Here is a 22822-nt window from a genome sequence, read left to right as displayed (position 1 = left end):
GCTCAACAGCCCTTTCCGCTCAGGTGAGTTGGGGCGGCAGCGGAGCCTTGTGCGTGACGATCAGGCCCGACACCGCTCGGGTCAGGGCCACGTACAGGCGCCGCAGGCCGGTGCGTTCGTCCGGTTCACCGTCGACCACGGCCTGCGGCTCGTCGAGGACCACGTAGTCGTACTCCAGACCCTTCGCGAGCGACGCCGGGACGAGGGTCAGACGGGTGTCCACGGTCGTCTCCTCACCCGGGTCGATGTAGCCGATGCCCGCCGCCGAGAGCGCCTCCGCCAACTCGGGGATGCGGGCATCGGCCGCGATCAGGCCCGTCGACCCCTCGTTGCGCAGCAACTCCTCGCAGGCGGCGACCACTTCGGCGGTGCCGGCGACGGAGCGGAGGTCGAAGAAGCCCGGGTTCTCACGGACGGACGCGACCGGGGTCAGACCTGGCGCGATGTGCGGGAGGAGCCGGGAGGCGTACGTGATGACGTCCGTCGGCACACGGAACCCGGCCGTCAACTCCTCGATCACACCGTCCGACTTGCCGAGGTGGGCCAGCGCCTCGTCCCAACTCCGCGTCGCCCAGGGCGTGGTGCCCTGCGCCAGGTCGCCGAGGACGGTCGCGGAACCGGTGGTGCAGCGGCGGCCCACGGCCCGGTACTGCATCGGGGAGAGATCCTGCGCCTCGTCGAGCACGACATGCCCGAGCGAGTGCGTCCGCTGCACGAGGTCGGTCGCCTCGTCGATCAACACGGCGTCCGCGGCCGACCACTTGGCGGCCTTCACGCTCCGCACGGCCTTCGCCCAGAGGATCGTCTTCTGCTCGTCCTCGTCGAGGATCCCGTCCGCGTGCGCGGCGAGGAAGTCCGCGTCGCTGAGCAGCCGCAGCACGAGTTTCGCGGGCTCGACCGGCGGCCACACCGCCTTGACGGCCGCCTTGACGGCGGTGTTGCGGGCCACGGCGTCCTGCACCCGGTCGTCCGGCGCCTCCCCGGACCGCTCCATCTGCACCAGCACGGCATGCGCGATGCGCTGCGGAAGGGCCTCGCGGGCGGCGCCGTAGCGGATGTCGCGGTCGAGCAACTCCCGCACGATGGCTTCGAGTTCGTACGCCGGGACCCGCCAGCGGCGCGAGCCGCGCACCACCATCACCGGCTCGGTGGGCAGGGTGACGTGCGCGTAGATGGCCTTCCGCAGCACCTCGGCCATGCGGGCGTCGCCCTTGATGACGGCGGCCGGTGCCTCGTCCGTGCCGCGTACCTCGACGTGGGCGACCAGATCGTCGACCGTGCCCTGGCGGACCGTCAACTCGCCCAGCGCGGGCAGGACTTGCTCGATGTAGTGCAGGAAGGACTTGTTCGGCCCGATGACGAGGGTGCCGGTCCGGGCGAGCCGCTCGCGGTGGGCGTAGAGGAGATAGGCGACCCGGTGCAGACCGACGGCCGTCTTTCCGGTCCCCGGTCCTCCCTGCACACAGACCGTGCCGCCGAGTCCGGACCGTACGATCTCGTCCTGCTCGGGCTGGATGGTCGCGACGATGTCGCGCATCGGGCCGACGCGCGGGCGCTCGATCTCCTGCTGGAGCAGCTTGCTGGTGGCGGCCGCCTCGGCCGGGTCCATGAGGTGCTCGTCCTCGTACGCCGTGAGGTCGCCGCCCGTGTAACCGAAGCGGCGGCGCAGCGAGATGTCCAGAGGGTCCTTCTTGGACGCCCGGTAGAACGGCTGCGAGACCGGCGCACGCCAGTCGATGACCATCGGGTCGCCGTCGGCGTCGTGCACATGCCGGCGCCCGATGTAGAACTGCTCTCCCTCCGCGCCTTCGGCCTGCTCGGCGCCCGGTGAGTGCAGGTAGTTGAGGCGGCCGAAGAACAGCGGGGTGTCGCTCAGGTCGGCCAGCGCCTTGATGCGGTCGTCGATCTGGCGGGCGAGGACCTCGGCGTTGACCCAGTTCGCCGTGACGTCCTTGATGTCGAGCGACTCGACGTCCTCGCGCATGGCGCGGAGTGCGGAACGGGAGGAGGCCAGGTGCGAGCGTTCGCGGGCGAGCGGATCGTCGGTGGGCGTGGACAAGGGGGTGCCTCCGGATGGCCTGCTGATGCGGCTGCTGGGTGTGTGCTCGGTGGGTACCGGCCGGTTTCCGTCCGGGCGGTGGCACTCCCTGCGGGGAGGCGGGCAAGAGCGGAGATTCTAATGAGGCGGGCCTGGCGAGGGCCAATCGTTTTTCGTCCCCTAGGGGACACCCCCTCCACCCAGGAGGGGAACGGCTCCGCCCGGAGGCGTACACGGGCGGCCCGGAGGTTGGCTCTCTGGACCGATGCCGACCTTATGTCCCAAGACGCACCATGGAGACATGAGCGCAGCAACCATCACCCCGGTCCCCGTCCGCTGCCACACCGGTCGCCGGCGGCAGCCACCCCCATCGCCTCGGTAATGCCCTGCGCGCGATAAAAGTGTTCGCGGGCGCCGCGTTCAGCGTGGCCGTCCTCGGTGAGTACGGCGAGGAAGCGGGCGTTCGCCGTAAGTGACCGCCCGATCCGCCCGCTTCACCCGCGCTGCACCGTGATGCTCAGTTCTCCGCGAGGATCTCGTCCGCGTCCATGATCCGGTAGGCGTACCCCTGTTCCGCGAGGAAGCGCTGGCGGTGGGCGGCGAAGTCCTGGTCGATCGTGTCGCGCGCGACGACGGAGTAGAAGTGGGCCTGGTGCCCGTCGGCCTTCGGCCGCAGCACGCGGCCCAGACGCTGGGCTTCCTCCTGGCGGGAGCCGAACGTACCCGACACCTGGATGGCGACGGTCGCCTCCGGCAGGTCGATGGAGAAGTTCGCGACCTTGGACACGACGAGGACGCTGATCTCCCCCTCGCGGAAGGCCCCGAAGAGCTTCTCGCGCTGCGCGTTGGAGGTCTCACCCTTGATCACGGGCGCGTTCAAGTGCTCGCCCAGCTCGTCGAGTTGGTCGATGTACTGCCCGATGACGAGGATCTGCTGACCCGCGAAGCGCCGGACGATCGCCTCCGTGACCTTCCGCTTCGTCGCGGTGGTCGCACAGAAGCGGTACTTCTCCTCGGCCTCGGCGGTGGCGTACGCGAGCCGCTCGGACTCCGTGAGATTGACCCGCACCTCGACACAGTCGGCGGGCGCGATGTACCCCTGCGCCTCGATCTCCTTCCAGGGCGCGTCGAACCGCTTCGGCCCGATGAGCGAGAACACGTCCGACTCCCGGCCGTCCTCCCGCACGAGGGTCGCGGTCAGGCCCAGTCGCCGCCGCGCCTGCAGATCCGCCGTGAACTTGAAGACCGGCGCGGGCAGCAGGTGCACCTCGTCGTAGAGGATGAGCCCCCAGTCCCGGGAGTCGAAGAGCTCCAGGTGGGGGTAGATCCCCTTCCGCCGCGTGGTCAGCACCTGGTACGTGGCGATGGTGACGGGCCGGATCTCCTTCCGCGTCCCGCTGTACTCGCCGATCTCCTCCTCGGTCAGCGAGGTCCGCTTGATCAGCTCGTGCTTCCACTGCCGGGCGGAGACGGTGTTGGTGACGAGGATGAGCGTGGTCGACTTGGCCTGGGCCATGGCCCCGGCCCCGACGAGGGTCTTCCCGGCGCCACAGGGCAGCACGACGACACCACTGCCGCCGTGCCAGAAGTTCTCCACGGCCTGCTTCTGGTAGGGCCGCAGCGCCCACCCGTCCTCGTCCAGCTCGATCGGGTGCGCCTCGCCGTCGACGTATCCGGCGAGGTCCTCGGCCGGCCAGCCCAGCTTCAGCAGCACCTGCTTGATCTGCCCGCGCTCGGAGGGGTGCACGGCGACGGTGTCGGGGTCGAGCCGGTTGCCGACGAGCGGGGCGACCCGCTTCGACCGCAGGATCTCCTCCAGCACGGGCCGGTCGGTGGTGGTGAGCACGAGCCCGTGCGCGGGGTGCTTGCTCAGCGTCAGCCGGCCGTAGCGGTCCATGGTCTCGGCGATGTCCACGAGCAGCGCGTGCGGCACGGGATACCGGCTGTACTCCACGAGCGCGTCCACGACCTGCTCGGCGTCGTGCCCGGCGGCCCGCGCGTTCCACAGCCCCAGCGGTGTCACCCGGTAGGTGTGGATGTGCTCGGGCGCCCGCTCCAGCTCGGCGAACGGCGCGATGGCGCGCCGGCAGTCGTCGGCTCGCTCGTGATCGACCTCAAGGAGAAGGGTCTTGTCGGACTGGACGATGAGGGGGCCATTCACGCGCGACTGCCTTTCTGCGGGGCTCGCCGGGCCTGGAGGACTCGGGACGGCCAAACGTCCAGTGTGCACTACCGGCCGGTGATCACGGTTGCGCTCTGCGAGGCTGTGGCCCTGGGCGAGCTGAGGGGTGGGGACATGGGAGAACTGGTGGACCGGGTCGACGAACAGGACCGGGTGCTCGGGGTCGTGGACCGGGGCGAGGCCATCACGCACCACTGGCTGCACCGCGTCGCGACGATCGTCTGCCGGGACGGGGAGGGCCGCGTCCTGGTGCACCGGCGGGCGGCGGACATGTCCCGGTTCCCGGGTCAGTACAACTTCATGGTCGGCGGCGCCGCGGAAGCCGGTGAGTCCTACGAGGAGGCGGCGGCCCGCGAACTCACCGAGGAACTCGGGGTGCGGGTACCGGTCCGGTTCGCCTTCAAGTACCTGTGCCGGGGCGAGATCAGCCCCTACTGGCTCGGCGTCCACGACGCGGTCATCCGTACGGACATCACCCCCGACCCGGACGAGATCGCCTGGCACGCGTGGGTCACGGAGGACGAGCTGCGCGAGATGGCCCGGCGCCCGACGTTCGTGGCGGACGCGGTGGAGGCGCTGGACCACTACCTGAACTGACCCCCGCCCTACCCCTCCGCCAACTCCGCCACCCCCGTCACCCGGTGCAGTGGATACGTCCGTACCTCGTCCGCCGTGTGGTCGTACGCCGTGACGAAGCCGCCCTCCACGCGGATGGGGGCGATGACGCGCTGGCTCGCGGCGCCCTCGGCGTTGACGTAGCCGATCCAGAGGGTGTCGCCGGTGAGGACGGCGGCCTGCATGGTGGCGAGGGTCTCGGCGGAACTGGTGCGGGGGAGGTCACCGGTGGGCGAAGGGGTCGTCTTCAGGGGCGTCGTGGAGGCGCGGTCGCCCGCCCTGATCGCACGGATCGCCGCCGACAGGAGGGTCGTGTCCGGGGTCGGCGGGCCGTCCGGTACCGGTTCGGGGGCCGTGCGGGGCGGGGTGCGGCGGGCGTGGGCCCGGGTGATGACGACATCGCCGTCGGCGGACTCGGCGGCCGGCGCGAAGCCCATCGCGCGCAGCCCGTCGAGAAGAGCCGCCGGATCGGCCTGTGCCGCCAGTACGGTCGGCGCGAGGCGGCGCAGGCGCAGGACCGCCGACCGTTTGTCGGCCAGGATCTCGCTGAGCACCGCGTCGTCGTCGCAGCGCACGTACGCCGAGGCCGCGCCGATCCGCAGATGCCCGTGCCTGCGGGCCACGTCGTCGATCAGGTACGCGAGGGGCTGCGGGACCGGAGTACGGGAGTGCGCGGTGAGGAAGTCGTGCAGGTCGGAGGCGGACCGCCCCGCGTCCAGCGCCCGGCGCACCGACCCCGGCGTGAAGCGGTACACCGTCGCCCCGCCCTTGGACTCCACGTCCGCGAGCACGTCCAGCATGTCCGCCAACGGCCGTTCCAACGGGCCCGGCGCCACCGCCGTCAGGTCCGCCTGGAGGAGGACGTGGTCCAACGGTTCGGGGAGAAGCGGGGCAAGTAGCCGAGCGGCGGCGGCACTTGCGGCTGCCTGCTCGGCGGGGGAGAGGGGTTCGGGGGGAGTGGGCGGGCGGTGGTGATGGTGATGGACGGGGAGCTTGTCGCCGGGGCCGGAAGGATCGGAGGGGGCTGAGAGATCAGAGGGGTTGGAGGCACCCGAGGCACCCGGGGAGCCGGCCGCCGCAAGCCTGCCGCCCCTGCCTGCCGCAACCCCGCCGCCCCTGCCCGCCGCAACCCCGCCGTCCTCGCCCTCCGCACCTCTGCCTCTGTCAGTGCCAACCGGCGCCGCAGCCCGCGGCCCCAACAACGCCCGCCCCTGCGACGACAAGGCCCCCCGCCCCGTCACCCCCAACATCTCCGCCTCGCTCAACGTCCACCGAGCAAGGCGACTGCGCAGATCGTCGTCCCCCTGAGCACCCCCCTGAGCCCCCGCCGGAGCGCCCTCTGTGCTCCTCTGCGCACCCCCGGCCCCCCGAACCGGCCGCTCCCAGCGCAACCGGGCCAACACGGACTCGGCAGACGGCGAGGCCCCCTCAGGGAGCCCCGCGAGCAGACCCAGCACCCGGTGCCGAACCTCCGGAGCCGCCGACCGGTCCAGCCCCGGCCCCAGCGCGGACAAGGTCCGTTCCTTCGCGTCCCGCCCCCCGACCAGCCCCGACGTCCGGGTCGCCGTGAGCCACGCCTCCGCGAGCCGGGCCCAGCGCTGTGCGGCGGGCAGCTCCAGCCACTCGTCGAGGGCCGGGGTGGCCGCGTACCGTTCGTCGGCGTCACCGTCGGAGGCCAACAGCCCTGCCGCATAAGCGAGTTCGACCCAGAAGGCGGCGACGGGCTCCGCCACGTCCAGCGCGACGGCGGTCCGCTTCAGATCACGGACGCTGAGACCCCCCGCCCGCATCACCGTAGGTCCGCCCTCGTCCCAGTCCTTCATCAGCTCCTCGACCGTCGCGAGCGCGGTGTACGCCTGCCCGGCCGCCGTCGTGTCCACAACCTGTGGACGGTGCGTCGCCTTCGCCTCGACCGCAGGCGCCAGCGGCTCCGTCTCGCGGTGCGCGCGCCCGGCCCGCAGGTACAGGGCCACTTCACGCGGGAGTACGACCGTGCCGGGCGCGGTAGGCAGCAGCAGCCCCCGGTCGATGAGCCAGCGCAGCCGGGCCGCGGGCTCGGCGGTCACCTGGCCGTACGGCGGCCCCCAGACCAGCCGGTTCAGCACCTCCAGGGACTCCTCGGGGGCGCGGCCGAGCAGCGCCTTCATCCGCCGCCGGGCCGTGAACAGCTTGGTCAGTGCTGCCACCGCGGACACGGAGTCATGCGTGGAGGGCAGCCCGGCGGCCGTCACGATCTCCTGAATACGCCCCGGCGACATCCCCGCCGTGGCCTCCGCGACCGTAGGCCCGAGGCCGGTCGGCGACGGATGCTGCGGCGACGGCGCCAGCAGCTCACGCGCCGTCCGCACCAGCCGCAGCCGGTCGTCCGCACCCCACACCAGTGCCTGCTCGCGCAGGGTCGCGAGGGCGCGCGGCAGCGCGTGCACGACGACGGCGTCTCGGGCGTCACCTGCCATCAGCCCGACCAACTCGTCGTACGACGCCGGGTCTCCCGCCACGGCCAGCGCCTCCGCCGTCTGCAGCGCGAAACGGTCCAGCCGCTCCAGCGCCCGCACGACCGACCCGCGCGTACCGGCCCGGGTCGCGAGCTGGGTGAGGTCGGTGGGCACGGGCGTGATGAGGTCGGGGCGGCTGCGCAGCAGCGCGGCCAGGGACGCGTCGTCCCTGGTTCGGAGTGCCTCCGCGAGCGAACGGGGCGGCGTGGCCGGGGTGCTCATCCGACCCACGGTAGCGGGTACGGCGGCCGGGCCGGTGTCGCCCGCCCGACAGTGACCGCCCGACGACGCCCCGCATCCGGGGCCGAGAGCACCCGTGCGGCGGCGGCGATCCCTCGCGCCCTGAGCCGATGACAATCCGCGACGGGCGGCGATCGCCTCCTCACCGCGCGCCAGGCAACGCCCCGCTCGCCCACGCCGGCCACCCCCTCCCCGGTCGGGGCCCCTTGCGCGTACGGCGATCGCATGCCGCTCGGCCCGCGAACAACCCGCCCCCGTACAGCGCCCGCCCTCACCCGGCCCCGCCGTACACCCCGATGCGCGGGCCGACACGAGTCCCGACCTGCGCTACGGTCGTTCCGGCGGGGTATCCAACGCACCCGCCCCGGAGGGGACTTCGTGGGTATCGAGAGCGACCAGGTCGTCTACGAGTATCTGAGCCGCGTCGGCGACGTGGCGCAGCAACGGCAGCTGCCCTCGGTCACGCGCATGCGGCTCGTGTCCGAGCTGCGCAACGAGATCGACCGGCGGCGTGCCGGTTCCACCGTCGACACACCGGCCGCCGTCCAGCGCATCCTCAAGGGCCTCGGCACCCCGGACGAGATCGTCGCCGCGGCCGGCACCGGCGCCGGCGTCCCCCAGTTCCCGACCACCTCCGTCCCCGCACAACGGGACCACGAGGACGATCTACGGCCGAAGGGCCTGCGCCGGGTCGTACCGCTGCCGCGCACCCGCCTCACCAAGTCCGCGCCCACCCCCGACCCCGAGCCCGACAACTCCGCCTCCGCACCGCACCTCGCGAGCGCGTCCGACCTCGGCGCGAGCGTCCTGCAGCCCGACTGGTGGCGGCCGGAGAACGGCAATGGGTTCGCGCTCGGCGACAGCGTGCCCGGGTTCACCGGCGGGGTCGAGATCCCCGAACTCCTCAAGCCCCCGCCGCCGAAGGAGCCCCCGAAGGAGACGCCGAAGGCACCGGAGCCGGTGGCCGCACCGGTGATCGAGCAGGCGCCGGAAACCCCGGCCCGCCGGCGCCGCATGGTCCCGCGCCTCCCCGCCGGACGCTGGTCCAACCCCCTCCTGCTGATCGCCGCCGCGCTGCTCGTCGTGGGCGCCGTACTGGGCAACTGGTTCGCCCTGCTGCTCGGTTGGCTCATCGCGTACGCCTCCCGGCGGCTGACCGACGCCGAGACGAAGGCGGCGGTGATCGGCCTGCCGACGGCGGCCGTCGCGGCCGGCATCGTCTGGCTGTGGGGCAGGAACGAGGGCCGCTGGGGCGCTCCGATCGCGCAGGGTCACATGAGCGACGCGATCGCCGAGACCTGGCCGTGGGTGGTGCGGGGCGCGGCGGTGGCGTCGGCGCTGTACCTGGTATGGCGGTCGCAAAGACAGCGGTAGAGCAGTCGGTGGGCCCGGTGGGATTGTCGTAGCGACTGGGCACAATGGCCCATATGAGCCCGCACCCTGAGCCCGCCCTGACCGTCGGCTTCGATCTCGACATGACCCTCATCGACTCCCGGCCCGGTATCCACGCCTGCTATCTGGCGCTGGCGGAGCGGACGGGGACGTACATCGACGCCGATCTGGCGATCACCCGGCTCGGGCCGCCGCTCGCGGACGAGTTGATCAACTGGTTCCCGGCGGAGGAGCTGCCCGCCATGGCCGACCTCTACCGCGAGATGTACCCGGCGATCGCCATTGCCGCGACCCCCGCGATGTCCGGCGCCCCCGAGGCGATCGCGGCCGTGCGGGCGGCCGGCGGGCGGGCCATCGTGGTCACCGCGAAGTACGAGCCCAACGCGAAGCTGCACCTCGCACACCTCGGCATCGACGCCGACGCCGTGATCGGCAATCTGTGGGCCGAGCAGAAGGCGGAGGCGCTGCGCGAGGAGGGCGCGAGCGTCTATGTCGGCGACCATGTCGGCGACGTGCGCGGCGCCCGTACCGCCGAGGCCCTGTCGGTCGCGGTGGCGACCGGACCGTGCGACGCGGACGAACTGCGCGCGGCCGGGGCGGACGTGGTCCTCGGCGATCTCACCGAGTTCCCGCGATGGCTTTCGGACTACCTTTCGGCGCGCGCCTGACGGCGGCCCGCGGCGACCGACTGGAGCACGCCTCCGGCGGCCAGCAGGAATCCGACGCCCATGAGCATGCTCAAGAGGTACATGTACGTCGGAAAAGGCGTCGTGTGGAGCAACAGCGGTACCACGGTGACGAGTGTGGCCACCGCACCGATGAAAAAGACGATGGCACCGGCACGGATCAGTCGGTCACCGGCCGCGGCGGAATTCGTTTGGGTTTTGTCACGCACCGGACCAGGGTAGTTCCCAGCGCGAAGGAACAAGCGGGCGACGTCTTGTCACCGGCCTGAAGACCATTAGCCTTGGTACCGGCGGGTCCCGACGACCCGCCGGTCTGCTATCCGAAGCAGTTTTCCGACGAGTACGAGGACGAGGACAGACGTGCCTACCGGCAAGGTCAAGTGGTTCAACAGCGAGAAGGGCTTCGGCTTTCTCTCCCGTGACGACGGCGGTGACGTCTTCGTCCATTCCTCGGTTCTGCCCGCCGGAGTTGATGCCCTGAAGCCCGGACAGCGCGTGGAGTTCGGGGTCGTCGCCGGTCAGCGCGGCGACCAGGCCCTCTCGGTGACCCTGCTCGACCCGACCCCGTCGGTCGCGGCGGCCCAGCGCAAGAAGCCGGACGAACTGGCGTCCATCGTCCAGGACTTGACGACCCTCCTGGAAAACATCACGCCCATGCTGGAACGCGGCCGCTATCCCGACAAGCCCGCGGGCGCGAAGATCGCGGGGCTGCTGCGCGCGGTCGCCGACCAGTTGGACGTGTAGAAGTCCGGGAGATTCAGCGGAGTTCGAGGCTCTAGGAAAATTCGAGCAGGTCCGGGCCGAGGGGCGACACCAGCCTCTCGGCCCGTGGCGTGGGGGGCACGGGCCCGCAAAATCAGCCCGTCCGGCGTTTGAGGACGAGGCCCCTTCAGGGCCGATGGGGGTCTGGGGGCGCAGCCCCCAGGGACGGCACCCCAGTTCAGGGCAACGGGAAGCTCAGGGAAACGTCAGCGCGTCCGGGCCGAGTGCCGGCACCAGCCCCTCCGCCGCCGCCCGCGTCAGCAGACCCCGGATCGCCGCGTACCCGTCGTCCCCCAGATCCGCCGTGAACTCGTTGACGTACAGCCCGATGTGCTGGTCGGCGACGGCCGGGTCCATCTCCTGGGCGTGCTCCATGACGTACGGCCGGGATACCTCGGGATCGTCCCAGGCGGCCCGGACCGACGTACGGATGGAGCCGGCGAGGAGGTTCAGCGCGTCCGCGCCCAGCGACCGCTTCGCGATGATCGCGCCCAGCGGGATCGGCAGCCCCGTCGTGGCCTCCCAGTGCTCGCCCATGTCCGCGAGCTTGTGCAGGCCGTAGTTCTGGTACGTGAAGCGCGCCTCGTGGATGACGAGCCCCGCGTCGACCTTCCCGTCCCGCACGGCCGGCATGATCTCGTGGAACGGCATGACGACGATCTCGCCGACCCCGCCGGGGATGGTGTCCGCAGCCCACAGTCGGAACAGCAGATACGCCGTCGACCGCTCGCTCGGCACGGCGACGGTACGACCGGTGAGGTCCACGTCCGCCCCCCGGGTGAGGACGAGCGGCCCGCACCCCCGCCCCAGCGCACCCCCGCACGGCAGCAGCGCGTACTCGTCGAGGACGTACGGCAGCACGGCGTACGACACCTTCAGGACGTCCAACTCACCGCGTTCGGCCATGCCGTTGGTGATGTCGATGTCCGCGAAGGTCACGTCGAGCGCGGGCGCGCCCGGCACCCGGCCATGGGCCCAGGCGTCGAAGACGAACGTGTCGTTCGGGCAGGGGGAGTAGGCGATCCGCAGAGGCTCGGTGAACGGGGTCATACCTGTCTCCAACTCTCCAGTACGGGCGCGCACTTCCCGAATCCCTCGGTCAGGACCGCGAGCGCGTCGCCGATGCGCCAGGCGGCGCGGTCGCGCGGGCCGACGGGGTTGGAGACCGCGCGCAGTTCCAGGACGGGGATGCCGTGGGCGGCGGCGGCCTCGGCGACGCCGAAGCCCTCCATCGCCTCCGCGAGGGCCCGGGGGTGGCGGGCGCGGAGTTCGGCGGCGCGGGCGGCCGTTCCGGTCACAGTGGAGACGGTGAGTACGGCTCCGGTGCGGGCGCCGGCCGCGGCCGCGAGGTCTCGTACGAGTGCATTCGGCGGACGGTGGGTGACGGTGCCGAAGCCGAGTTCGGTGACCGGGAGAAAGCCGTCCGGGGTTTCCGCGCCCAGGTCGGCGACGGTGATCTCGTCGGCGATCACGAGGGAGCCGACGGGCGCCTCGGGCTGGAAGCCGCCGGCGATCCCGGCGGAGACGACAAGGGCGTACGGGGTGCCGGCGAGGGCGGTGGCCGTAGCGGCGGCGGCAGCGGCGGGACCCACCCCGGCGGCGATGACATCGACCCGGCTGTCATGTGTGAATGCCCGTGCCACCGCGTCCCGTTCGGCGGGGACGGCGGTGGCGACGAGGATCCGTACGGAGGACGGCGTAGACGCGGACGTGGTCAGGAGTCCTTCTTGAACTTGAAGGACCACAGGCCCTTGACCGTCTTGTCGCCCTCCTTGATGGAGACGACGGTCGAGTTGCCGGTCGCGCCGTACTGGGTGTTGAAGAACACGCTGCCGGGGATCGTGCGGTACGTCTTCTTGCTGGAGTCGGTCAGCGGCTGACCGTTCATCAGGATCGTCCAGCCGTTGTCGGCGATCTTCGGGTCGACACCGAAGCGCACGGTGTCGTCCGGGTCGACCGAGATCGACGTGGAGGCCTTCAGGCACTTCGGCAGGTCCGCGGTCTTCACCGCGTCGCCGTCGTTGTAGCAGGTGGCCTCCGTGTGGACCGAGTTCCTCCCGACGGTGATCGTCGAGATCGGCGTCGGCTTGTCGCACGCCGACAGGACGAGCAGTCCGGCGGAAACGGCGCCGGCGGCGGCGACGGCGCGGCGGCGTCGCACAGCGGATTGCATGGTCATGGGGCGAAGGCTATCGGGCCCGTCCAGTCCTCCCCCCACGTGGGGTGCGGCGCGGCGGGCCGGGTGGTGCGGGTTAGGCCACTCGCGGGCGTCCGCCGGCCCCGTGACGTGCCGAGGAGAGCAGCCCGCGCAGGGTGGTCAGCCAGCCCAGGGCGATGACTCCGGCGGCGAGGGTGAAGCCGAGGGCGCCGTTCAGCGGCATGACGATGCCGATCGCGCCGCCGAGCACCCAGGCCATCTGGAGCATCGTCTCGGAGCGCGCGAACGCCGAGGTGCGCACCAGCTCGGGTACGTCCCGCTGGATCAGCGCGTCCAGGGACAGCTTGGCCAGCGCCTGGCAGAACCCGGCCGCGGCGGCGAGACAGGCCACCAGGGCCGCGCCGAAGAAGATCGCCGCCGTGACCGCCGCGCCCAGCACGACCGCCATCACCGTCACGATGATGAGTTCCGGCGCCCGCTGCCGCAGCCAGGAACCGACCGCCGTACCGAGCGCGTTGCCCACGCCCGCCGAGACGGCGACTATGCCCAGCGACACGGCCGCGCTCTGCCCGGTCATCGGATGCTCGCGCAGCAGGAACGCGAGGAAGAAGGTCAGGAAGCCCGACAGCCAGCGCAGCGCCGCGTTGGCGCCGAGCGCGTGGGTGACGGCGATGCCGACCGTGCGCAGCCCCGGCCGCTTGACCTCCCTGGGATGCGGGCCGTGCAGATGGTCCGCGTCCGCCGCGAGCAGCGCCGTGTCCTCGCCCTTGGCCGAGTCGACCTTGGGGTCCAGCGAGAACGACAGGAACGTACCGCCGACGAAGATCACGAAGGCGCCGTAGAGCGGCCAGGGGTCGCCGATGGCGTGCAGGGCGCCCGCGATCGGGGCGGCGACGCCGGTGGCGAGGAGCCCGGCGAGGGTGACTCTGGAGTTCGCCTTCACCAGCGAGATGCGGGGTGGCAGCAGCCGGGGCACCACGGCGCTTCTGACGACGCCGTACGCCTTCGAGGCGACCAGGGCGCCCAGGGCCGCCGGATACAGCTCCAGGCTGCCGCTGGCGACCGCGCCGGAGATGATCAGCGCGAGGAGGGCACGGGCCAGCATCGCTGCGGCCATGGCGGCGCGGCGCCCGTGCGGAAGCTTGTCGAGGAGGGGCCCGATCACGGGGGCGAGAACAGTGAAAGGCGCCATGGTGATCGCCAGATACAGGGCGACCCGCCCCCGGGCCTCGTCGGTCGGGACGGAGAAGAAGACGGTCGACGCGAGGGCGACGGTGATCATGACATCGCCTGCGCCGTTCACCGCGTGCAGCTCGATGAGCCGGCCGAGGCCCGACTCGCCCGCGCCGTGCGCGTGGGTGGCCTTGCGGATGCCGCGGGCGGTACCGGTGACGGGGAAGTGCAGGGCGCGACCCATCGCGCGGACGGAACCGCTCACCCGGCCCGAACCGCCACCTCGGATGTTCCCCTTCGTGCCACCGATCCCGGTGGCGCCTTGGGGCGACCTCGCGGCTGCCACCCCGTCATAGTGCCCCGAGAACGGCGCGAGTAGTGCGGTTACCGCACGTATGGAGGCGTACGGAAGTGGATTCTGGGCCGTTCCACAGGTCTCCGGCCGACCGTCCTACGGGTTTCCGGATGACCGCCGCGCAGCGCCCGAGGGGCCGTCGGTGTGGGCGCATGGCGCGGGAGAAGGTAGCGTGCGTAGCGCGCCGTGGCGATTGTTCTCGGCCGCGCGCCTCTCGGCCATCCCGCAGAATGGATGGTGTAGGCGTGCCCGAGCGCGATCGGGCGCGGACGTCGACGCGGCCCTCCACCAGTGCCCCCAAGGGCCTGGTACATGTCTTTCAGCCGCTCCGTCCGCTCCCTTCGCCACACCAGGCGCACCCGTGAGACGGCGTAGGAGAGAAGCGATACCTGTGAGCGCAGCGACCACGCGAAGCCGCACCCCCGACCGCCTGTGCGCCGAGGCCGTCGACCTCGCCCGTGCCGCAGCCGAGGAGGCCGCCGCACCCGGCGTGGTCGGCGAGCACGCCGGCTTCGAATCCGACGGCGACCGGGTGGTCACGCACTTCTTCGAATGCAAGGAGTTCGGCTACCGGGGCTGGCGCTGGGCGGTGACGGTCGCGAGGGCGTCCCGCGCGAAGCTGGTGACTCTGGACGAGGTCGTCCTGCTCCCCGGCCCCGACTCGCTCCTCGCCCCCGAATGGGTCCCGTGGAGCGAACGCCTCCGCCCCGGCGACATGGGCCCCGGCGACCTGCTCCCCACCGACGCGGAGGACCTCCGCCTGGAGCCCGGCTACACGGGCGAGGACGAGCCCCCGCCGAACTCCGCGGTCTCCGAGGAGATGGCGGAGCTGGTGGAGTCGGAGGACGCGGAGGTGACGGCGGGAGCGCCGTCCGCTCTGCCTGTCGCCCCGACCCGAGGCTCGATCGCCGCGGTGGCGGAGGAGTTGGGCATCCGCCGCGCCCGGGTCCTCTCCCGCTACGGCCTCCACGTCGCCGCCGACCGCTGGGAGGACGGCTTCGGCCCCAAGACCCCGATGGCCCAGGCGGCCCCGGCGGCCTGCGTCAGCTGTGGCTTCCTGGTCGCGATCGGCGGCTCCCTGGGCCAGGCGTTCGGAGTCTGCGCGAACGAGTTCTCCCCGGCGGACGGCCACGTCGTGTCCCTGTCCTACGGCTGCGGCGGCCACTCGGAAGCAGCCATCATGCCCAAACCGCCCCAGCCCCCGGCCCATGTGATCGACGAGACGATGGTCGACCCGTTCCCGCTGCGGCCTTCCGCGGATTCGGGGTCGGTGTCTGTGGGGGCGGACGAGGAATCGGCGGAGTTGGGGCACTCGTAGGGTTCTGTGGGCGGGGTGACGCTGTGAGCACCGACGCGATCGTGCGTACCGAGTTTCCCGAAGGGCATGCGATCCTCTTCGGAATCGACGGGAAGATCATCCTGACCCCGCGGAGCTACGAGCACTCCAGCACGATCAAGTCGATGCAGTACGCGACGGCCGTATCCCTCGGCCGTCGCGCGAAAGTCGCCTCCGACGTGCACATCGACTTCCCCGCAGACGAGAATTCCGCCCCCGACCTGGCCATCCTCCGCGAGGACGCCCACCGGAAGGGCAAGCGTTACAGCTTCGAAGGCGTCCTGCTGATCTCCGAGGTCGTCTCGACCTCGTCCGTCCGCAAGGACTACGACGACTGCACCGCGAAGTACGGCCGCTACGGCATCCCCGTCTACCTGGTCGTGGACCCCTATGCACGGGAAGTGGTCCTCCACACCCAGCCGACCGGCACGGGCTACATCGCTGCCCACACCCACAAGTACGGCACCGGCAAGCTCCCCATCCCGTTGGCCGACGGCCGCACCTTCACCCTCGACCTCGACCAACTCCCGCTTCCGGAGCCCGAGTCCGAGGCGGACGTTCGCTGACCAGTTCAGCGGCCTGCGTTTCCACGGCGGCGAGGAAATCGGCGGGAGCTGTGCGGGCGGCCTCTTCGGCACCGAAGACGTACTCCCATTTCCAGCTCACCCGCGAACAGCCTCCATGGCCTCGTCGAGGACCGCGCTCAGCTCCCCGAGAGCTTCCCGCGCGACGGCAGGATCCTCGTGCTCCAGATTGCTCTCCGCGCGGGCGTAGCGGGTCGACAGATCGGGGCGGCGGGCGATCTCGATCTCCCTGGCCCAGATCAGGACCCAACTCTGCACCGGGCCGAGGGACTGCCACTCGACTGCCTTGGCGAAGGCGTCGTCCTTCATGGCCCGCATCTCGTCCAGCCGACCCGGAGCGACGACGGCAAGGGCGGCACGCAGGGCATCGGGCGTCAGCTCGGGACGGGGGATCAGCTCGTGCCCGTGGTCGGCCTGAGTGCTCATGGTGTCCTCCAGTGGGTGGCAACCGGAGTACGGCAGTCATGGCAATGTCCCGGGATCGGCGAGCGGAAGGCGCGGTCGCAGCCTTCGCAGTTCTGGAGGGGGTGCCGTACGGCTGGTGGTGGTGCCGGAGCCCGGAACGGTGGTGGGGGCGGGAGTTGGGCGCTCAGGCGGTGGGCCAGGAGGGCTGCGGGGCGGCGTAGGGGGTCGGGCGGCAGGTCCGCGGTGAGTGCGTGGCGTACGGCCGTGGGGGCTACGTCCCGCTCCAGCCAGGCCGCGACGCCCGGGGCCAGGTGGGCCGTGTCGCAGGCCGACAGGAGCAGGCGGGGATCGTGGCGGCGGAGGCCCGTGAGGAGGTCCGTGGCCTGCTGGATGAGCGCGGGGGAGGGGTACGCCGGGCGCGGTACGGGCGGGAGTGCCTTGCGGGGTGTGTGTTTCTTCGGCTTCTTCGGTGTTGCCGGGGCGTGGGGGTCCCTACGGCCGCTGCCGGGTTGGTTGCACGAGATCGTGCGGGTGACGATGCGGCCGTCGGGGATGCGGTGGCGTTCGCGGCGGAGATAGCCGTGGGTCTCCAACTCCCGTAGCGCGGCGGCGATTCGGTCCCTGCCCTCCGGGAAGCGGGCCGCGAGGGTCTTGATGTCGACGCGGGAGTCCGCGGGCAGGGACTGGATGTGGACGCCGAGTCCGATTGCCAGGGCCGACAACTCCGGGTGCTGGGCGAGATGGTTGCCGATCACCGTGAAGCGGGTGGTGTGGCGGGCGTTGTCGTGCGTGAGCCCGCCGTGACCGTTGGGCCGCCGGTTCGGGTGGTTCGCGTGAGGGTTGGCGGTGTGCCGGGACTGGGCGCGCGGAGGCGCGCTAATGTCGTACGTATCCATCGGGAAGGGTGCTACTTCCTAGGTGGTCAGGCCCTCGCCTTGGGATTGCCGTCCCGGCGAGGGCCGTCGTATGTCCGCTGTCTGCGGTTGTGTCGCGCTGAGCGTAGATCACGCAACCTGCCCGGAATCCAGCCCAGTTGATGATGTTCACCCGGATGGGTGAATGGCGAGCCTGGCTGCCGGGAGGGTGGGGTGGGGCTTGGTGGGGGTTCTTTCACCGTCGTGGTTCTTGGGAAAAGGCGCCCCTCGCACCGGAGTTCGGGTTTCCGGGCTTCGGTGCGTGGTCCAGTACCAGTTCCGCCCAGACCGTCTTGCGGGGGCGAGGTCCCGGGTCCCAGCCCCAGCGGTCGGCGAGTGCCTCGACGATCAGCAGGCCCCGGCCCGACTCCTCGTCCCGCGTGGGGTGTTGGGGGCAGGGCGGACAGTCACCCCGGGTGTCGGAGACCTCGATGCGCAGGATGCCTGCGACGACGTAGAGGGTGAGTCTGAAATCCCGGCCCGGTACGCGACTGTGCGTGGCCGCGTTGGTGGCGAGTTCGGCGACGATCTGGCGGGCCGGGTCCAACAGGATTCCCCAGGCGCGGAGCTGTTCGGTGGCCAGGAGACGGGCGAGGCGGGCGCCGCGTCGGGTGGGGGACAGCTGCACCGTGAAGTTGCGGACGGGGTTGCCGAGTTGGGGTTTGGGCTGGGCTTCGGAGGCGGTGGTTTCTTGGATCACGTCACTCAGCGTGGCCGCGCGTGCCTACCGTGACCAGTGACGTTGCCGGTACGTAGGGTGACTGTCCGCGGCTTGTCCGGTCGTGTCCGGGCTGTCGGGACGGTGCGCGCGGGTAGGGGCGTCGCGGCACGGTCGTACGACGGAGGGGTGCGGAATGTCGGTGGACGAGGGTCAGCTCAAGACCGAGGCGGATGAACCAGGTTGGGAGGTCGACCCGGACGACGAGTGGGGTCTGGCGGTCATCGCCACAGTTGGGCGCCAGTTGAGGCTGCGCCGGGAGGCGGTGGGGATGCGGGCCGCCGACTTCGCGGTGGCGATCGGGTACAGCGAGGACCTGGTCTACAAGGTCGAGGGTGGGAAACGGATTCCCCGACCGGAGTATCTGGACAAGTCCGAAGAGGTGCTGCGGGCGGACGGGCTGATCGCGGCGATGAAGGAGGACGTGGCCAAGGTCCGGTACCCCAAGAAGCTGCGCAAGATCGCCGAGTTGGAGGCGAGCGCGGTAGAGATCGGGGTCTACGTCGGGCTCAGCATCCACGGGTTGCTCCAGGCACCTGAACACGCGCGGGCACTGTTCGAGGCGCGGCAGCCGCCCTACCCGGACGCGGAGATCGAGCGCTTGGTGGCCTTGCGGATGGCGCGGCAGGCGGTTTTCGGCAGGACGTCCGTGCCGTCGATCAGCTTTGTGCAGGAGGAGGCGTCGCTGCGGCGTCACGTCGGAGGCACAATGGTGAGGCGTGGTCAGCTCGAACATCTGCTGGAGGTGGGGCAGTTGCGCAACGTCACCTTCCAGGTGATGCCCACAGAGACGGGCGCGCATCCCGGTGTGGATGGGAAGATCGAGTTACTGAAGTTCGCGGATGGCACGGCCGTGGGGCGTTCCGACGGGGCCTTCGCTGGCCGTCCGACTTCGGAGCCGAGGGAACTCCGCGTTCTCGAACTGCGGTATGGCACCATCCGGGCTCAGGCTCTCACGCCGGGGGAGTCACTCGTCTTCATCGAACACCTGCTGGGAGAAACATGATCCGCGAGCCCGAACTGGCCTGGTTCAAGAGCAGCTACAGCGACGGCACCGAGGGCGACTCCTGCGTTGAGATCGCCGTAGCCCCCGGCACCGTCCATGTCCGTGACTCCAAGACCGTCGAGGGCCCTCGGTTCACCGTCACCTCGGCCGCCTGGACGGGGTTCGTGCACCAGCTGGGAGAAGCATGACGTCACCCGAACTGACCTGGTTCAAAAGCAGTTACAGCGGCGGCACCAACGGCGAGTCGTGCGTCGAGATCGCGGTAGCGCCCCGCACGGTCCACGTCCGTGACTCCAAGCACACGGACGGCCCCCGCCTCACCCTCACCCCCGCCGCCTGGACGGAGTTCGTCACGCGTCGGTGAACGGGTCGGCCAGGCACGGGGATCGATGCCGCGAATGTCCGTGAACCGAGCTTAGGTACACGACCGCATCCCCCCGCCCCCCACACCCTCCCGCAGGCTGGGGTCTTTTCTAACCCGTCACCGGGACGCACACCGGTTAGATTTACCCCCAGCCTCCAGCGACCCCCCGCACCCCACCCACCGGACACCCTCCCCGGCAACCGCACCCCCCTCCGCGCGGTACCTTCATCGCGACGTCGATGAGGAGAGTGAACGTACGTGAGTAAGTTCGTGCGGCCCGCTGCCGAGGGTGCCGACCCGTTCGGGACCGCCCGTCTGCGGCGTGGGGTGCTCGATGCCTGGGCGACCAGTCCGGCCCGGTTCCGGGAGGACGCCAACGCCGAGGAAGATCTCGTCCTCGGCGGGTACCGGGACCGGCTGGTCGTCGAGCTCGCTCAGAACGCCGCCGACGCCGCCGCCCGCGCCGGTGTGGCAGGCCGGCTCCGGCTCACCCTCCGCGACGGCGTCCTCTGCGCCGCCAACACCGGCGTCCCCCTCGACGCGGCCGGTGTCGAATCCCTCTCCACCCTCCGCGCCTCCGCGAAACGCGATGCCGGTGACAGTGCCGTCGGACGGTTCGGCGTCGGCTTCGCCGCGGTCGTCGCCGTCACCGACGAACCCGCCGTCGTCGGACGGCACGGCGGCGTCCGCTGGTCCCTCGCCGAGGCCCGCACCCTCGCCGACGACACCGCCCGCCACAGCCCCGGCCTCGGCACCGAGATCCGCCGCCGCGACGGCCACATCCCGCTGCTGCGCCTCCCGTTCGCCGCCGAGGGCACCGCCCCCGACTCCTACGACACGGTCGTCATCCTCCCCCTGCGCGACACCGCCGCCGAGGACCTGGCCGAGCGCCTCCTCGGCGCCGTGGACGACGCGCTGCTCCTCGCCCTCCCGGGGCTGACCGAAGTCGTGGTCGAAGTAGGGGACCAGGCACCCCGCACCCTCACCCGCCGCACCGACCGCGCCGACACCGTCGTGGACGACAGCCGGGACGGAACCACCCGCTGGCGTACGGCCGCCGCGCACGGGGAACTCGCCAAGGAACTCCTCGCGGACCGGCCCGTCGAGGAGCGGCTGCGCCCTTACTGGTCCGTGACCTGGGCCGTGCCCGTCGACGAGGACGGCACTCCGGCCCGGCCCCGCACCAGCCCCGTCGTCCACGCGCCCACCCCCAGTGACGAACCCCTGGGCGTACCCGCCCTGTTGATCGCTTCCCTCCCCCTCGACACCACCCGTCGGCACGCCGCCCCCGGCCCGCTGACCGACTTCGTCGTGGAGCGCGCGGCGGACGCGTACGTCGAACTCCTCGCCGCCTGGCGCCCGGTGACCAGCGGCATCATCGACCTCGTCCCCGGCCCGCTGGGCAAGGGGGAGTTGGACGGGACGCTGAGGCAGGCGATCCTGAAGCGCCTGCCGCGAACGTCCTTCCTCCCGCCCGCCATCGAGCCCACAGGCGACGACTCCGACCTGCCCGAGTCGCTACGGCCCCGGGACGCCGAGGTCGTCGAGGGCGCCGGAGCCGACACCGTGCGCGTCCTCGCCGAGGTACTCCCCACCCTCCTGCCCGCCGGCCTCGAACGCCGCGTGGAACTACGGACGTTGGGCGTCGCCCGCGTCCCCCTCACCGACGCCGTCGACCGCCTGGCCGGCCTGGAGAAGAACCCCGACTGGTGGCGACGGCTCTACGACAGCCTCGCGGGCGTGGACCCCGACCGGCTCACCGGGCTGCCCGTCCCGCTCGCGGACGGCAGGACGACGATCGGGCCACGACAGGTCCTCCTCCCCGCCCCCGACTCCGCCCAGGTCGAGCCCGAAGTCCTCGCCCGGCTGGGCCTCAAGGTCGCCCACCCGGACGCCGCGCATCCCCTGCTGGAGAAGCTCGGCGCGCTGCCCGCGACGCCCCGCGCGGTGCTGACGACACCCCAGGTACGGGCCGCCGTGGCCGCCTCCCTCGACGAGGAGGGCGGGGCCATGTGGGACGAAGTCGCCCCGGACAGCGACGAGTTGGCGGAGACCGTCCTCGCCCTCGTCCGGGACGCGGGCCTGGAACCCGGTGACGAACCCTGGCTCGGCGCCCTCGCCCTGCCCGACGAGGACGGCGAACTCGCCCCCGCCGGCGAACTGGTGCTGCCCGGCAGCCCGTTCGCCCAGGTGATGCGGGACGACGAACTGGCCTTCGTGGAAGCCGACTTGGCCGACCGCTGGGGCGAACAGCCCCTCGCCGCCTGCGGAGTCCTCGCCACCTTCGCCCTGGTCCGCGCCACCGACGTCGTCCTCGACCCGGACGAACTGGAGCCCCGCGACAGCGACTTCGCGGAACCCGACGACCCGGGCCTCCTGGACTCCGTGGACGTGTGGTCGGAGGACGTCCTCGACCGCTTCCCCGACAGCCCCGTACCCCCCGTGGCGACCGAACTCGTCGCCGTACGCGACCTGGACCTCGTCGACGAGGACCGCTGGCCCCAGGCCCTCGCCCTCCTCGCCCGGCCCCCGCTCCGCGACGCGATCACCCAACAGGTCCGCATCCTGCTGCCGGACGGCACCCACGAGGTCGTACGGCCTTACACGGCCTGGTGGTTGCGCGGCCACCCGGTACTGGACGGCCGCCGCCCGGCCGGCCTGCTGGCCGCCGGCGGCGACCCGCTCCTGCGCGGCCTCTACGACGAGGCCGACGCGACCGGCTTCGACGACGAACAGGTACTCCGGGCACTCGGCGTCCGCACCTCGGTCGCCGCCCTCCTCGACGAGCCCGGCGGCGCAGCCGAACTCCTCGACCGCCTCGCCGACCCGGACCGCGAGGTCGGCGGTGCCCAACTGCACGCCCTGTACAGCGCGTTGGCCGACCTCGACCCGGAACAGGTGACCCTCCCGGACGACCTGCGCGCCGTGGTCGACGGCGAGGTGACGGTCGTGGACGCGGCGGACGCCGTGGTCGTCGACTCACCCGACCTGCTGCCCTTCACCTCCGGCACCCCGCTCCTGCCCGTACGCCCGTCCAGGGCCGCCGAGCTGGCCGAACTCTTCCAGGTCCGGCGCCTGAGCGAGTCGGTCACCGGCGAGGTCACCTCCGAGGGCACCGAACACGACGTACCGGAATCCGTCCGGACCCTCCTCGGCCCCCTCACCCCCGCGACCTACGTCGAACACGACGAACTCGTCGTGGACGGCGTCGAGATCGACTGGCGCCGCACCCGGGACGGCGTGCTGCACGCCTCGACCCTGGAGGGCGTGGCGGCCGGCCTGGCCTGGGCGGCCGGGCAGTGGCCCCGCCGCTTCGAGGTGGCGGCGCTGCTGGAAGACCCGTCGCGGACGGAGGAACTGGCTCGGGACCGGTGGTTCGACTGAGCGGGTCGACGATCT

General features: G+C 71.6%; 21 protein-coding genes. 10 read left to right on the top strand and 11 right to left on the bottom strand.

Features of this window, described 5'->3' with window-relative positions; translation table 11 throughout:
• Window positions 1-19 precede the first annotated feature (19 nt).
• Window positions 20-2086, bottom strand: coding sequence for a HelD family protein (locus ACGFY9_RS06380; RefSeq protein ID WP_393752853.1), 2067 nt, complete (start codon window positions 2084-2086; stop codon window positions 20-22).
• 469 nt (window positions 2087-2555) lie between these two features.
• Window positions 2556-4199, bottom strand: coding sequence for a DNA repair helicase XPB (locus ACGFY9_RS06375; protein ID WP_393752512.1), 1644 nt, complete (start codon window positions 4197-4199; stop codon window positions 2556-2558).
• Between the two features lie 135 nt (window positions 4200-4334).
• Here ACGFY9_RS06375 and ACGFY9_RS06370 point away from each other — a divergent pair, with 135 nt between their 5' ends.
• Window positions 4335-4817, top strand: coding sequence for an NUDIX hydrolase (locus ACGFY9_RS06370; protein ID WP_393752510.1), 483 nt, complete (start codon window positions 4335-4337; stop codon window positions 4815-4817).
• Between the two features lie 8 nt (window positions 4818-4825).
• On the opposite strand, the gene ACGFY9_RS06365 is transcribed toward ACGFY9_RS06370, so the two are convergent.
• Window positions 4826-7552 (bottom strand): helicase-associated domain-containing protein, encoded by a 2727-nt coding sequence (locus ACGFY9_RS06365; RefSeq protein ID WP_393752508.1) that lies wholly within the window; start codon window positions 7550-7552, stop codon window positions 4826-4828.
• Window positions 7553-7948: 396 nt separating this feature from the next.
• On the opposite strand from ACGFY9_RS06365, the gene ACGFY9_RS06360 reads away from it, so the two are divergent.
• Complete coding sequence (locus tag ACGFY9_RS06360) at window positions 7949-8944, top strand: hypothetical protein (protein ID WP_393752506.1); 996 nt, start codon at window positions 7949-7951, stop codon at window positions 8942-8944.
• 44 nt (window positions 8945-8988) lie between these two features.
• Window positions 8989-9630, top strand: a complete 642-nt coding sequence (locus ACGFY9_RS06355) for an HAD family hydrolase (RefSeq protein ID WP_393752504.1) — start codon at window positions 8989-8991, stop codon at window positions 9628-9630.
• Here the strand turns inward: ACGFY9_RS06355 and ACGFY9_RS06350 are convergent.
• Window positions 9609-9857 carry a hypothetical protein gene (locus ACGFY9_RS06350; protein WP_327403192.1) on the bottom strand — a complete coding sequence of 83 codons (249 nt, stop codon included), beginning with the start codon at window positions 9855-9857 and terminating at the stop codon, window positions 9609-9611. The genes ACGFY9_RS06355 and ACGFY9_RS06350 overlap by 22 nt on opposite strands.
• Window positions 9858-10008: 151 nt before the next feature.
• Between ACGFY9_RS06350 and ACGFY9_RS06345 the strand changes: the two genes are divergently transcribed.
• Window positions 10009-10392: a cold-shock protein gene (locus ACGFY9_RS06345; protein ID WP_019057239.1), complete on the top strand. Its 384-nt coding sequence runs from the start codon at window positions 10009-10011 to the stop codon at window positions 10390-10392.
• Between the two features lie 213 nt (window positions 10393-10605).
• Here ACGFY9_RS06345 and ACGFY9_RS06340 read toward each other — a convergent pair whose 3' ends face one another.
• From ACGFY9_RS06340 to ACGFY9_RS06325, 4 genes are all read right to left on the bottom strand, one after another.
• Window positions 10606-11460 carry a 1,4-dihydroxy-6-naphthoate synthase gene (locus tag ACGFY9_RS06340; protein ID WP_393752501.1) on the bottom strand — a complete coding sequence of 285 codons (855 nt, stop codon included), beginning with the start codon at window positions 11458-11460 and terminating at the stop codon, window positions 10606-10608.
• Window positions 11457-12155, bottom strand: a complete 699-nt coding sequence (locus tag ACGFY9_RS06335) for a futalosine hydrolase (protein WP_393752499.1) — start codon at window positions 12153-12155, stop codon at window positions 11457-11459. Before ACGFY9_RS06335 ends, ACGFY9_RS06340 begins: the two co-directional genes overlap by 4 nt.
• Entirely contained in the window at window positions 12125-12589 is a 465-nt protein-coding gene (locus tag ACGFY9_RS06330; protein ID WP_266771202.1) for a DUF2771 domain-containing protein, read from the bottom strand. The genes ACGFY9_RS06335 and ACGFY9_RS06330 overlap by 31 nt, the downstream gene beginning before the upstream one ends.
• A 73-nt stretch (window positions 12590-12662) precedes the next feature.
• The gene (locus tag ACGFY9_RS06325; RefSeq protein WP_393752497.1) at window positions 12663-14087 is read right to left on the bottom strand and encodes an MFS transporter; all 1425 of its coding nucleotides are present in this window, start codon (window positions 14085-14087) and stop codon (window positions 12663-12665) included.
• 400 nt (window positions 14088-14487) lie between these two features.
• Between ACGFY9_RS06325 and ACGFY9_RS06320 the strand changes: the two genes are divergently transcribed.
• Complete coding sequence (locus ACGFY9_RS06320; RefSeq protein WP_393752495.1) at window positions 14488-15414, top strand: DUF3027 domain-containing protein; 927 nt, start codon at window positions 14488-14490, stop codon at window positions 15412-15414.
• 23 nt (window positions 15415-15437) lie between these two features.
• The gene (locus tag ACGFY9_RS06315; protein ID WP_393752493.1) at window positions 15438-15998 is read left to right on the top strand and encodes a Uma2 family endonuclease; all 561 of its coding nucleotides are present in this window, start codon (window positions 15438-15440) and stop codon (window positions 15996-15998) included.
• Window positions 15999-16094: 96 nt separating this feature from the next.
• On the opposite strand, the gene ACGFY9_RS06310 is transcribed toward ACGFY9_RS06315, so the two are convergent.
• The 3 genes from ACGFY9_RS06310 to ACGFY9_RS06300 form a co-directional block, all read right to left on the bottom strand.
• A complete protein-coding gene (locus ACGFY9_RS06310; protein ID WP_393752491.1) occupies window positions 16095-16442 on the bottom strand; it encodes a hypothetical protein in 348 nt (115 codons plus the stop codon).
• A complete protein-coding gene (locus tag ACGFY9_RS06305; RefSeq protein ID WP_393752489.1) occupies window positions 16439-17317 on the bottom strand; it encodes a helix-turn-helix domain-containing protein in 879 nt (292 codons plus the stop codon). Before ACGFY9_RS06305 ends, ACGFY9_RS06310 begins: the two co-directional genes overlap by 4 nt.
• Window positions 17318-17531: 214 nt before the next feature.
• A complete protein-coding gene (locus ACGFY9_RS06300; RefSeq protein WP_393752487.1) occupies window positions 17532-18035 on the bottom strand; it encodes an ATP-binding protein in 504 nt (167 codons plus the stop codon).
• A 154-nt stretch (window positions 18036-18189) separates the two neighbouring features.
• Between ACGFY9_RS06300 and ACGFY9_RS06295 the strand changes: the two genes are divergently transcribed.
• The 4 genes from ACGFY9_RS06295 to ACGFY9_RS06280 all read left to right on the top strand — a co-directional run bounded on the left by ACGFY9_RS06295 (window position 18190) and on the right by ACGFY9_RS06280 (window position 22807).
• Complete coding sequence (locus tag ACGFY9_RS06295) at window positions 18190-19059, top strand: helix-turn-helix domain-containing protein (protein WP_393752485.1); 870 nt, start codon at window positions 18190-18192, stop codon at window positions 19057-19059.
• Window positions 19056-19247: a DUF397 domain-containing protein gene (locus ACGFY9_RS06290; RefSeq protein ID WP_393752483.1), complete on the top strand. Its 192-nt coding sequence runs from the start codon at window positions 19056-19058 to the stop codon at window positions 19245-19247. The genes ACGFY9_RS06295 and ACGFY9_RS06290 overlap by 4 nt, the downstream gene beginning before the upstream one ends.
• Entirely contained in the window at window positions 19244-19423 is a 180-nt protein-coding gene (locus ACGFY9_RS06285) for a DUF397 domain-containing protein (protein WP_393752481.1), read from the top strand. Before ACGFY9_RS06290 ends, ACGFY9_RS06285 begins: the two co-directional genes overlap by 4 nt.
• A 258-nt stretch (window positions 19424-19681) precedes the next feature.
• Window positions 19682-22807 carry a sacsin N-terminal ATP-binding-like domain-containing protein gene (locus tag ACGFY9_RS06280; protein WP_393752479.1) on the top strand — a complete coding sequence of 1042 codons (3126 nt, stop codon included), beginning with the start codon at window positions 19682-19684 and terminating at the stop codon, window positions 22805-22807.
• The last annotated feature ends 15 nt before the right edge of the window (window positions 22808-22822 follow it).

The sequence above is a fragment of the Streptomyces sp. NPDC048504 genome (assembly GCF_043200035.1).
In the GTDB taxonomy this organism is placed as follows: domain Bacteria; phylum Actinomycetota; class Actinomycetes; order Streptomycetales; family Streptomycetaceae; genus Streptomyces.
Note: the sequence above shows the minus strand (reverse complement) of the source record. Positions and strands in the feature narration are given on the sequence as shown.